The following is a 12348-nucleotide window of genomic DNA, read 5'->3' as shown; positions in this document are numbered from 1 at the left end:
GTTACTAGCGGCATTAAAAGCCGGCTGGAGCTACGAAGAACGCTTTAGGTGTAATTAGCCAGCCAAACATCGTCGGCGCTACGCGCCGACGATGTTTGAACTAGTTTTTACACACTCTGGGCCGGGGGCGGCTAACCCGGCATCCATGCCGGGTTGCCCACTGCGCAGAACCTCCACTCGGCCTCTCGATGGGGCAAGAAGATCAAAAGCCAAATCAAAAGCAAGAGCAAAAGCGAGGCGACCTACCGGTCGGCCTGTTTGCGGGTTTCGTTCGCCCGTGATCGGCTGGTATGCCGCCAAATGATCCAGGCTGTTCACAGCATTTGTGAGCGACACAGACCCAGTGTGGGAGCGGGCTTGCTCGCGAAGAGGGCATCACATTCAACATCATCGTTGCCAGACACACCGCTTTCGCGAGCAAGCCCGCTCCCACAGCGATCTGTTTTGAAAGGACAAAAAGGGTTACTTCTTCAAAAGCGCCGAACACGCTGCCTTGTACGCCTCATGCTGATACTTGTTCAGCGTCTGCGGCAGCTCGACATTGAATTTCTTGCACTGGGCGGTAATAGTCTGCGGCGACATCAACGTCACCTCGCAATTCTCCAGCAACTGGAAAACCCCTTCGATCTTGAACGTGGTCGGCCCGCCCGCGAACTCACCCTTCTTGCTGCGTTTCTTGATCACGATGCGGTCGATGGAATTCTCACGGACAAACGAAGCGACCTGAGCGCCAAACACTTTAACGTTGGCGGCTTCGTCGTCATCGTCCAGGGCGATTTTCTTGGTGGCGAGCGTGAGATGGCTCAGCGCCTGACCGTCCAGCGTGGCCACGGCGATGATTGCTTCGCTGCCTTTGATTTCGATGCCGCAGACTTTCATTTCGATCCCTTTCACAGCCTAAAGCTCAAGTTGATTAGCGGTAATGCCAAATGCCGCTGCTATTTTTTCGCGAGTGGCCTTCCGAGGCTTTGAGAGGGGCTCTTGCTGGGCAAATGCCGGCGGAGAGACACCCATCCGATTGGCCACTTCATCCCGTGTAAGGTTCAAGTGCTTGCGCCATGGAGCGCTGTCCGAGGGAAAATCAACGGACTGTGAAAGCTTGATTGAAATTGTCTTGCACCTTGTCGAGCAGAAATTTCTGTAGGATTTTTAGTATCCATTATTGCGAAGTTTCTTTTTCCTTCCGGTGACTGTGAGTTCGGCGGTACGAATTATTTAGTTTGTGCCGCATCATTCATGGACACCCATCACAGATAAGGATTTTGGAAATGAATGCTCCCCTCTCATCTGTGTACACCAATGAAACCTCCCCAGATTTTCTTCGCAGCCAAAAAAATTACCTTTTCTCGCAGCAACTTGAAGGGGCGAACAAAGATGTCTTGAGGACTATTGAGCAACAACGGGCTTACGCCAATGCTCATCCGCCCACAGCTATCTACCGTGTGGCAACCGCAGGTAGTCAGCCTCGTAATGGCAGGAGGATTCAGTGTGCAACTTCGTCGTGGGAGTTCGCATAGGATAAGCACCTAGATCGGGAGTACAGTCTTGACATCATCACTGATATATAACCGTGCCGCGAGGCTTTCCCGTAGATATACATCCGAGATGCGCGAGAGTTCCCGGCTCTCGCTAGCCTTCGTATCTGGCAATATCGCGCATGTGATTATTGCTACTACGGACGTAATAATGGCTGGGTGGATTAGTACCGAGGCGTTAGCTGCATCGACTTTGGCACAGGGCCTTTACTATCTTCTGTTTTTATTATTTTCCGGGCTACTCATCTCTACCATCCCGTTTATTACTGATGCATTGGGATCTAAGGCAAAAGAAGAACAATATGCATCTGTATCGACCAGCTGCATTCAGCTCATAGCAGCTGCGTTTTTAATATGCTTAGCAATGCTCTATTTTACGAAGGAAATATTAGTTTTTTTTGGCCAGGATCCGCTTTTGTCTCTCGAAGCTCAGAGATACATGAATAGCCTGATGTGGAGCATCGGCCCAGCGATTTTATTTGTACACCTCAGAAATGTTTTATCAATAATGGGGGTAGCGCGATATGCAGTTATCGCAATTATTATAGCCGCGATCTTTAACTTCGTTGCTAACCTGATTCTAATATTTGGTTTTTTGTGGATACCCCCCTTGGGTTTGTTCGGCGCAGGTATCGCCACGACGCTAACAAACATTTTGCTTTGTATGTTGCTGGTCATATTAGGCTTAATGAATCCGCAGTTCAGGGAGCGGCAGCACTGTATAAAATTGAAAGTAGTGAGAGGGTGGTTGATGCTGCCTATTTTAAGAAACGGTATTCCGGTCTCTTTAACGCAGGCAAATGACACGCTATTTTTCTTCATCCTCACAATCATAGTGGGTAAGTTTGGAGTCGTTGCGTTGGCTGCTCATGGTATCGCAATGCAAGTTCTTCAAGTCGTATTTACAATACCTAATGGCATATCTCAAGCTGCTACTACGAGAATAAGCCTCTGCTCTCCTTTGGGTGTGTATTCGCGGCGGACGAGTGGCGCCGGATGGAGTGCTTTATGGCTCGCCTGGATAGTACTCACTGTAATATCTTCTATCCTGATTATTTTTTCCCATGATATTGTTCAGCTATTTGTTGCTCGCGGTGAAGGTGGAGATGACGAGCTCATAAAGCTTTCTAGCCTTTTTGTCTGCATTTTAGGGATCTTCCATTTCTTTGATGGAAGTCAAATGGTACTACTCGGTATATTTAGGGGCTTGAAGCAGACCATCTTTCCGATGTTGCTTTCGATTATTTGTTTTTGGCTAGTGGGGCTACCGCTCGCTCTCTTCTTGGCATTTTATACTGACCTAGGAGCAGCGGGTGTATGGTGTGGCGTAGGGCTTGGACTTATAGCGCTGTTCTCTCTACTTCTATTTAGATGGATCCGATACAAGGCTCCGGCGCAGGTTGCGGCATGAAAAATCTATACGGTAGCCCGCTCAACTATTCGCGCGTTCTTTGACACCATCGATCACGAGTGGATGATGTGCTTTCTGCAACACCGAGTCGCGGATTGACGGGTGTTAGCGTTAATAGTCCGATGGCAGCGTACGGGTGTTCTTGAAAACGGAAAGCGAACTACTGCGGAGCAGGGCACACCACAAGGTGCGCCCATTTCACCGCTATTAGCCAATATTTATCTGCGCTTGCGGCTGGAAAAAGCGCGGCAGTTGCTGCGTCAGGCCGACATGAGCGTGCTGAAAGTGAACGTTGCGCGCGGCTTTGAATCGCCTTCGTATTTCACCCGCAGCTATCGAGCGAAGTATGAGCGCTGCTGAAAGGGCAGAGTGAATACCAACCGAAAGCAGGTTGAGGGCTTCCCCTCAACCATAGAATCTCCCACAGTTGGTGTGTGTCGTTCATAAATGCTGTGCACGACATGGATCTTTGTGGGAGCGAGCCTGCTCGCGAAGAAGGCGACGCGGTTTCCCGCGTCATCCGTTCAAGGCGTAACGATATTGAACTGCGGCGCAAACGTATCGAGGCTGCTCATCAACTCCCCAAGCTTCTTGCCATTGCCCTGCAACTTGATCAGGCCCTTCTGCATCGCCGTCGGGATATCCAGTTGCTTGAGGCTGATCTGTTCCAGGGTGGCCTTGCTCATGGTCACGCTGGCATCGGCCTGAGCATTGAGCCCGGCACGATGGGTCAACACTCCATTGCGCAGGGTCAGGTTGAAGTCCTTGTTCAGGTCATCGAAGGTCCAGTTCAGGGTCAGGTCATGGCCTACGGCCTTTTCACTGTCCAGGCGCACCGCCAGGAAGTCGAAGAACATCTGCGGGCTCATGGCCCGCACCATGTCCACGGATACCGAAGTGCCCGCATTGGGTGGCACACCGTTGCGCAGTTCCATGGCACCGGTCAGGTACATGTTGCGCCAGGTGGCGTTTTCACTTTGATAGCCCATTTGCTCCAGCGCCTGGGCCTGGGCTTTGCGGGCGTCGCCGTTGTTCGGGTTGGCGAACAGCACCTGATTGCCCAGTTGCGCGGCCCAGCGGTATTCGCCCTTGGCCATCGCCGCCTGCATTTTCCCCAGCACCGCCGCTTCGCCGCCCATGGCTTCGACCGAACGCTTGGCCGTTTCCACTGGCGGCAGCGGATTGAGGTTGGCCGGGTTACCGTCATAGAAGCCCATGTAGCGCTGATACACCGCCCGGGTGTTGAAACTCAGTGAGCCGTAGTAGCCACGGGTGTACCACTTCTGATCGAGGCTGCCGGGCAGTTTCTTGATCGAGTCGGCGATTTCCAGTGGCGTCAGGCCCTGGTTCAGCAAGTGCAGGGTGCGGTCATTGAGGAAGGCGTACATGTCGCGCTGGTCGGCGAGGAAGGTGCGGATGCGCTCGCCACCCCAGGTCGGCCAGTTGTGCTGGGCGAACAACACGTCGCTCTTGTCGCCGTAACGCGCCAGGCTGCCGTCCAGGTACTCGGCCCAGGCCTTGGCGTCACGCACTTGCGCGCCGCGGGGGGTGAGGATGTTGTGCATCATTTGCGTGGCGTTTTCCGCCATGCACAAGGCGCGCAACTGCGGCAGGTACAGGTTCATTTCCGCCGGCGCCTCGGTGCCCGGGGTCAACTGGAATTCCACGTCGAGGCCGGCGATGGTGCGGGTTTCCAGTTCCTTGTCGATCAGGTCGGTGGGCGGGATCAGGGTGACGGTGCCGCCGCTCGGCGTACTCTTGCCCAGGCCGGCATCGACCTGGCCTTTTTCACCGCGGGGCAGCAGGCTGCCGAACTGGAACTGCGCGCGGCGGCTCATGGCGTTGCCGGCGTAGACGTTTTCGCTCATCACGTGTTCCATGAACCCGGCGGGGGCGAACACCTTGACCTTGCCGGCTTTGACGTCAGCCTCGTCGATGACCCCGCGCACGCCACCGAAGTGGTCGACGTGGGTGTGGCTGTAGATCACCGCCACCACCGGTTTGTGCGGACGGTTCTGGTAGTACAGGTCCAGCGCCGCCTTGGCGGTTTCGGCCATGGTCAGCGGGTCAATGATGATCAGCCCGTCATCGCCTTCGATGATGGTCATGTTGGCCAGGTCAAGGCCGCGCACCTGATACAGCCGAGGGCTGACTTCGAACAATCCGGCATGGGCGCTGAGCTGGGCCAGGCGCCAGAGGCTCGGGTTGACCGACTCCGGGGCCTTATCCTTGGCGAGGAAGTCATAGGCCTGGATATCCCAGATGACCTTGCCCGAGGCGTCCTTGACCTGGCCCTTGAACGGCGCGATCAGCCCCTTGGTGACCGACTCGTAGTCGGTGCGGTCGGTGAAGGGCAGTTGTTGCAGCACGGCGGCGTTACTGGCCGTGGTTTGCGGGCTGGCCGCGACCGGTCCATCGGCGGCGACCACCGATTGCGCAAGGCAGGCAGTGATCAGGCAAGCGAGCAGCCCACAAGGGCTCAAGGTGAAACGAGGCATGGCGTCTCCGTTTTTTATCATTATGGTCAGACCAGCTTCGAGGGTAGGGCGGGGCTCGGGCGGGGCGATCATCAGCAACGGACAAAAAACATTCAGGCCCGCTATCCTTGGGCCATGCATATCCAGCAGGTCGACCCATGCTTGAAGTCCATGGCGTTTTCAAAAGCTACGCCACCCCGCAGGGACCGCTGCCGGTGCTGCAAGGCGTCGACCTGACGCTCAGGCCCGGCAGCAGCCTGGCGCTGATGGGCGAGTCGGGCAGTGGCAAAAGCACCTTGCTGCACCTGATCGCCGGGCTGGACAAGGTCGATCGCGGCAGCATCCGCAGTGGCGAGCATCATCTGGAACAGATGAATGAAGGGCAACTGGCGAACTGGCGCCGTACGGAAATCGGCCTGGTGTTCCAGCAATTCAACCTGATCGGCAGCCTGCGGGTTGAAGACAACCTCGCGATTCAGGCACGCCTGGCGGGGCGCCATGACCCACGCTGGCAGGCGCACCTGGTGCAGCGCCTGGGCTTGGGCGAGTTGCTGCGGCGCTACCCGGAGCAACTGTCCGGCGGTCAGCAGCAACGGGTTGCGCTGGGCCGGGCGCTGGCATCGCGCCCCCAATTGCTGCTGGCCGACGAGCCCACCGGCAGCCTCGATGAAACCACCGCCGCCGAGGTGTTGCAGTTGCTGCTGGAATTGCTCGACGACAGTCCCACCAGCCTGTTGATGGTCACCCACAGTCCCGGCGTGGCGGCACGGCTGGCAGAAAAAGCCATGCTATGCGGCGGTCGCCTGGCCAGTGCGGGCGAGCGCTGACATGCGCATTTTCAGCGAAACCCTGCGCGCGCTGCTCAGCCACTGGCGGCAGCACCCGGTGCAGTTTTTCAGTGTGCTGACCGGGTTGTGGCTGGCCACCGGTCTGTTGACCGGCGTTCAGGCACTCAACAGCCAGGCCCGCGACAGCTATGCCCGCGCCAGCCAGTTGATCGGCGGCGAACCCCAGGCCAGTCTCAGTGCGCCCGGTGGCGGCACGTTCCCCCAGCAATGGTTTATCGATCTGCGCCGCGCGGGCTGGCCGGTGTCACCGGTGCTGCAAGGCCGGGTCACGCTCAAGGGGCACGAAGAGCAGCGCTTGCAGTTGATGGGCATCGAGCCGGTGTCGCTGCCGGCGGGCGCGGCGGTGGCCGGGCAAGCCTTGGCGATTGAACAGGTGGTCGGCTTTTTCAGTCCGCCGGGCAGTACCTGGATATCGTCGCAGACTTTGCAGGCACTGGGTTTGCGCGAAGGTGACCGGCCACAGAACCTGGCGGGCGCGGCACTGCCGCCATTGCATGTGCAGGCCGACATGGCGCCCGGCGTGCTGCTGGTGGACATCGGTTTTGCCCAGCAGATTCTGGGGTTGCCGGAGCAACTGTCGCGCCTGCTGTTACCGAAGGATTTCACCGCACCGCTGCCGGAGCCGTTCAAGGGGCAGCTGCAACTCAAGAGTGCCGGCGAAGAAAACAACCTGACGCGCCTGACCGAAAGCTTCCACCTGAACCTCGATGCCCTGGGGGTGCTGTCGTTCGTGGTCGGCCTGTTTATCGTACACGCCGCCATCGGGCTGGCGCTGGAGCAACGGCGAAGCCTGCTCCGGACCCTGCGTGCCTGCGGTGTGAGTGCGCGGATGCTGATCGCTTGTCTCGCCGTCGAATTGGGTGGATTGGCCCTGATCGGCGGTGTGGCCGGGGTGGTCAGCGGCTACCTGCTGGCCAGCGTGCTGTTGCCCGATGTCGCCGCCAGCCTGCGTGGCTTGTATGGCGCCGAAGTAGCGGGGCAGTTGAGCCTCAGCCTGACATGGTGGTTCAGTGGTATCGGCCTGAGTCTGATCGGCGCGTTGCTGGCCGGGGCCAACAGTCTGCTGCGGGCGTCGCGTCTGCCATTACTGGCGCTGGCCGACCCGCAGGCCTGGCATCAGGCCCATGCACGCTGGTTGCGACGCCAGGGAGGGGTGGCGGCAATGGCCGGGGTGATCGCGCTGCTGGCGCTGATCTTCGGTGACAGCCTGGTCAGTGGCTTCGTGTTGATGGCTGCGCTGTTGATCGGCGCCGCACTGGCATTGCCGGTGGTGCTCAGTTCTCTGCTCAATCTCGTATCGCAGCGCAGTCGCTCGGTGCTTGGCCAGTGGTTTGTCGCCGATTGCCGCCAGCAACTGCCGGCCCTGAGCCTGGCGTTGATGGCGCTGCTGTTGGCCATGGCGGCGAATATCGGTGCCGGCAGTATGACCGCAGGCTTTCGCCAGACCTTCAGCGATTGGCTCGAGCAACGGCTCACGGCCGAGCTTTACCTCAATCCACAGAACCCGGCCCAGGCCAGGGAATTGCACAGCTGGCTCGACCAGCAGCCGCAACTGGCGGCGGTTCTGCCCAGCTGGCAGGTTTCGATCCAGTTGCAGGGCTGGCCGACGGATCTGTCGGGGATCATCGACCACCCGACCTATCGCCAGCACTGGCCGCTGCTCGAGGCCTTGGGCGATAACCCTTGGGAGCGACTGGCCAAGGACGATGCGGTGATGCTCAGCGAACAGCTGGCCCGACGCCTGCAGGTGCAACTGGGCGATCACCTGACGCTGCCGACTCCCACTGGCCCGTGGTCGCCGCGGATCGTCGGGATCTATGCCGACTACGGCAATCCCAAGGGCCACATTCTGGTGAACATCGGCCACCTGTTGCGCGGCTGGCCGCAACTGACACCGAGCCGCTTCAACCTGCGCATCGAACCGGCGTCGATCCCGGCGTTCGTCACGGCGCTGCAGGCGCGTTTTGCCCTGGACGACAGCCGCATCGTCGATCAGGCGCGGCTCAAGGGTTGGTCCACGCAAATCTTCGAACGCACCTTCGCCGCCACCGCCGCGCTCAACAGCCTGACGCTGTGCGTGGCCGGGGTGGCGCTGTTCATCAGCCTGTTGACCCAAAGCCAGAGTCGTCTCGGGCAACTGGCGCCGTTGTGGGCGCTGGGGGTGACGCGTCGGCATTTGATGTTGCTCAACCTCGGGCAAACCTGGTTGCTGGCGCTGCTGACCCTGGTGCTGGCGTTGCCGCTGGGCATCGCCCTGGCGTGGTGCCTGGACACGGTGATCAACGTGCAGGCCTTTGGCTGGCGCCTGCCGTTGCGGGTGTTTCCATTGCAACTGTTGCAATTGATGGGGCTGGCGCTGGTGGCGACGTTAATGGCCTCGGCCTGGCCGTTGTACCGTTTGTACCGCACGCAACCGGCGGACCTGCTGCGGACGTTTGCCCATGAAGATTAAGGTCGGCGTGTTGCTGCTGGCGCTGCTGGCGAGCGGTTGCGATCAACCGGCACCGGTAGAAAAGGGCTTTGCCGGGCTGGGCAACCAGGCCGTTGCGTTCACCCCGGTGGTACCCGGTCGGGTGTTCAGCTTCCCGGCGGATCACGCCCCACACGATGGCTTTCGCATCGAATGGTGGTATGTCACGGCCAACCTGAAGGATGATCAGGGGCATGAGTTCGGCGCGCAATGGACCTTGTTTCGCAGCGCATTGAAATCCAGCCCTGAGGTGGCGGGTTGGCAGAATCAGACGATCTGGCTCGGCCACGCAGCGGTGACGTCGGCGACGGCGCATCATGCGGCCGAACGATATGCTCGTGGCGGCGTCGGTCAGGCCGGTGTCAGCGTTGCACCGTTCAACGCGTGGATCGACGACTGGCAATTGCGCAGTCAGGCGCCTGCCGACGACCCGTTGGCCGACCTGCAACTCAGTGCCCGTGACCAGCGTTTCAGCTACCGGCTGCGGTTAATCTCGACAGGTCCGCTGGTGCTTCAGGGGGACCGGGGCTTCAGCCAGAAATCCGAACAGGGTCAGGCTTCTTACTACTACAGCCAGCCGTTTTTCCAGGCCAGCGGTACCCTGGACATCGACGGCAAGACCTTTCAGGTCAGTGGCCCGGCCTGGCTCGACCGCGAATGGAGCAGCCAGCCCCTGACGAGCAACCAGACCGGTTGGGACTGGTTTTCCCTGCACCTGGACAGCGGCGAGCAGGTGATGCTGTATCGCATGCGGCAAAAGGACGGCGAGCCTTACCTCACCGGCACCTGGATCGATACCCGGGGCCAGGCACAGTTGCTGCACGCTGGCGACATCAGCCTCACGCCGCAAGATACCGCCCGGGTTGCCGGGCGCGAGATGCCCATACGCTGGTCGATCAAAATCCCCGCCAGACACCTCGATATCGCCATCACCGCGCTCAACCCCCAGGCCTGGATGGACTTGCGCATTCCCTACTGGGAAGGCCCGGTGCGCCTCAGTGGCAGTCATGCAGGGCAGGGTTATCTGGAAATGACCGGGTACTAGACGCTCGTGTCACGAAAATCACCGCCCCGGCGCGACCACTCGCTGAACAGCGTCTATGCTCACTCGCACACATGGCGTTGAGCCTGGTTTCAACGCCGTCTGTTGCCATCTATCACAGGGAATGTTCTGCCTATGAAACGCCATGCACTGACCAAAGCCATCACCCTCGCTACCTTGCTGTCCGCCGCCAGTTTTGGCGCGGTTGCCGCCGATATCCCGTTGTCCGAAGTCGTGGTGGCTGATCAGGTCTCCACCAAAGTCGTTTCGGTTGATGCCGCGAACCATTCCGTGGTCCTTAAAGGCCCGCAGGGTAATGAGTTCCCTGTGCAATTGACCGACAAGGCGAAAAACCTCAATAACCTCAAGGCCGGCGATACGGTCGACATCAGGGTCACCAGCGCCGTTGCAGCCTACCTCGACACCGATATCGACAAAGGCCTGCCCGGCACCGCCGAAGCCACCGGCGAAGTGCGTGCTGCACCAGGTAGCGCCAACCCTGGCGGCGAAGCTTATCGCCAGGTGAAAGTGCAGTTGAAAATCACCCACATCGACCTGAAGAAACACCAGGTGACCTTCGAAAACCCGGAAGGCAAGTCCAAGACCGTCGATGTCAAACGACCTGAAGTCCAGGCCAAACTCAAGGACTTGAAAGTCGGGCAAAGTGTCAACGTGGTTTATACCGATATATTGACGGTGACCAGTAAGCACTAATATTGAGTAATGGCTCTATATGGGCTGATTATTTTTGTGCAAGTTTTGTATAGGAATAATCAGCTCGTATGGTCGAACTGGTGAGTTTGTGGCGCGGTGCGGGATTGGATTTAAGTCGACATTTTATTAAATAAGATGTCGATAAATTTCATCTTTACCGCACGGAAATATTTAGCCACTTCTACTAAAATACTTTCCGTTCGCCCAGTGTCAGGGCTCTTTACCAGTGCATGGATTGCCGAGGCCATTGCACTGGGCGAACACTTTGTTTGCTGTATTGAAAGTTTTGGATATAAAAAACCGGGCGACCTGTAGGTCGCCCGATTTTTTATTGAGTTATGAGAAATCGTTCAGTCATGCTTTTTATTGACTTGAACAACATCGGCCAATGCGGCGAAACACTGTTCGATCGAACGCCGCTGGCTCTCGGCATACAGGCCCAACTCATCGATCGTCGAACGCCCCAGGGCCTGTTCGAACGCCTGCTGGTTGGCATGGGCGCCGTAACGGGTTTGCGCCGCATCCCCCAGGTTTGACTGAAAAATCCCCGCTGCGCTCACCGGCAGGAAATCTTCGTACACCAGCGGTTCAACCCGCAGGCAAGCGCTGCTGATCAGGTCTTCCAGGGGCGCGTTTTTCAGGTCACCCGCCGCCAGGCCTTTTTCCGTCACGAAGTAGCGGAAGTAAGCCAGGCCCTGTTGGCGCATGCCTTCCCAGGTGTCAGGGAATTCGCTGAAATGCTGCGTCATCAGGGCGTTATAGCGCGCGGCGTTGGCTTCGTTGGGGAAGTCCTTGAGTTCGTCCCGTGCGGCATTGAGCAAGCGGTCGTACAGTGCGCGGCCTTTGGGCGTGAGGGCGGCACCGCGCTGTTCGATCTCGCCGAAACGGGCACTGTGGCTGCCGCGAGCCTCGCTTTGATCGGTGAAGGCAATCGGCTCGTCCAGGGCCTTGAAGCTGGTCTGGCGCAGCAGGATCGGGCATTGGCGGCGGGGTGGGCCTTCGATCACCGCTTTGGGGGTGATGCCATGGGCCGGCATCTGCGCCTGCACGATGTCGATGTCCAGGGTCCGCGGTGTCAGGTGGTTGATGTGCGGGCCCTTGAACGCCACCACGTCGGCGATCAGGCGATGTTGGGCGCTGAGCTGTTGATACTGTTCGGCGGTGACGGTGGCGCTGTGGTGCCAGCGAAACGTTTCCAGTGCCTGTTCGACGAAATCCAGGGCTTCCTGCTCGGTCAGGCCACCCCGGGATTCGGCACGTTCGATGAGCGTGAGGGCCGTGGGGGTGAAGATCGAGCGCTGGTCGAGCATCGATTGGGCAAAGGCGCGCAGCGCCAGGTCTTCGATCAATTCCAGGCGCAACAGCGAGGTGAATACCCGGAACGGGCTGACCTGCAGCGAGGCTTCATGCACCGCGCGAAACGCCGTGGAATGCACTGGCACGCCGGCCGGTGTCAGGTCGTAGTAACCCACCGGTTGCATGCCCATCACCGCGAACAGGCGGGCGAGGGTCGCCAGTTCAGCGGCCGTACCGACGCGGATCGCGCCGTGACGTTCCAGGTCCAGGCGCTCTATTTCGCCGGTGCTCGTGAGCTGCTGCAGGATCTGTGGATCGTTGTCCAGTACGTGACGGTTGGTCCGCTCCACCAGTTCCATCAACGCGCCGTACAACGGCACTTCCTCGCGATACATGTCGGACATCGCTTTGGAGAAGCGTTGGCGGATCAGGTCAGGGCTGACGAAATTCGGGTGGTTCATGAACAGGATTCCTGGCGCGGTGACGTAAAGGATGGACGAAAGATCGCAGCCTTGCGCGACGCCGACAAACGAAGTTTCTGACGAACTTCATTCT

8 protein-coding genes and 2 pseudogenes are annotated in these 12348 nt (G+C 58.7%); 6 read left to right on the top strand and 4 right to left on the bottom strand.

Annotated features, from left to right (window positions below):
- Positions 1–462 precede the first annotated feature (462 nt).
- Entirely contained in the window at positions 463–879 is a 417-nt protein-coding gene (locus AC3ITY_RS20970; RefSeq protein WP_223537759.1) for a DUF3010 family protein, read from the bottom strand.
- Positions 880–897: 18 nt separating this feature from the next.
- Positions 898–1059: pseudogene (locus tag AC3ITY_RS20965) on the bottom strand (helix-turn-helix domain-containing protein); the annotation flags it as partial.
- Between the two features lie 546 nt (positions 1060–1605).
- Between AC3ITY_RS20965 and AC3ITY_RS20960 the strand changes: the two are divergent.
- Together AC3ITY_RS20960 and AC3ITY_RS20955 are read left to right on the top strand one after the other, a co-directional pair.
- Positions 1606–2946 (top strand): MATE family efflux transporter, encoded by a 1341-nt coding sequence (locus AC3ITY_RS20960; RefSeq protein ID WP_223537764.1) that lies wholly within the window; start codon positions 1606–1608, stop codon positions 2944–2946.
- Positions 2947–3156: 210 nt separating this feature from the next.
- Positions 3157–3306: pseudogene (locus AC3ITY_RS20955) on the top strand (helix-turn-helix domain-containing protein); the annotation flags it as partial.
- A 164-nt stretch (positions 3307–3470) separates the two neighbouring features.
- Here the strand turns inward: AC3ITY_RS20955 and AC3ITY_RS20950 are convergent.
- A complete protein-coding gene (locus tag AC3ITY_RS20950; protein WP_489304678.1) occupies positions 3471–5444 on the bottom strand; it encodes an alkyl/aryl-sulfatase in 1974 nt (657 codons plus the stop codon).
- 137 nt (positions 5445–5581) lie between these two features.
- Between AC3ITY_RS20950 and AC3ITY_RS20945 the strand changes: the two genes are divergently transcribed.
- From AC3ITY_RS20945 to AC3ITY_RS20930, 4 genes are all read left to right on the top strand, one after another.
- Positions 5582–6250 carry an ABC transporter ATP-binding protein gene (locus AC3ITY_RS20945; protein ID WP_489304676.1) on the top strand — a complete coding sequence of 223 codons (669 nt, stop codon included), beginning with the start codon at positions 5582–5584 and terminating at the stop codon, positions 6248–6250.
- 1 nt (position 6251) lies between these two features.
- Positions 6252–8723 (top strand): ABC transporter permease, encoded by a 2472-nt coding sequence (locus tag AC3ITY_RS20940; protein WP_489304674.1) that lies wholly within the window; start codon positions 6252–6254, stop codon positions 8721–8723.
- Positions 8713–9786, top strand: a complete 1074-nt coding sequence (locus AC3ITY_RS20935; protein WP_489304673.1) for a lipocalin-like domain-containing protein — start codon at positions 8713–8715, stop codon at positions 9784–9786. The genes AC3ITY_RS20940 and AC3ITY_RS20935 overlap by 11 nt, the downstream gene beginning before the upstream one ends.
- A 132-nt stretch (positions 9787–9918) precedes the next feature.
- Positions 9919–10497 (top strand): hypothetical protein, encoded by a 579-nt coding sequence (locus tag AC3ITY_RS20930; protein ID WP_489304672.1) that lies wholly within the window; start codon positions 9919–9921, stop codon positions 10495–10497.
- A gap of 350 nt (positions 10498–10847) precedes the next feature.
- On the opposite strand, the gene hglS is transcribed toward AC3ITY_RS20930, so the two are convergent.
- Positions 10848–12254: a 2-oxoadipate dioxygenase/decarboxylase HglS gene (gene hglS, locus AC3ITY_RS20925; RefSeq protein ID WP_489304670.1), complete on the bottom strand. Its 1407-nt coding sequence runs from the start codon at positions 12252–12254 to the stop codon at positions 10848–10850.
- Positions 12255–12348 lie beyond the last annotated feature (94 nt).

It is taken from the genome of Pseudomonas sp. GL_091, assembly GCF_057837725.1.
The sequence above is the reverse complement of the archived record's forward strand: the minus strand, read 5'-3'. Positions and strand labels throughout refer to the sequence as shown.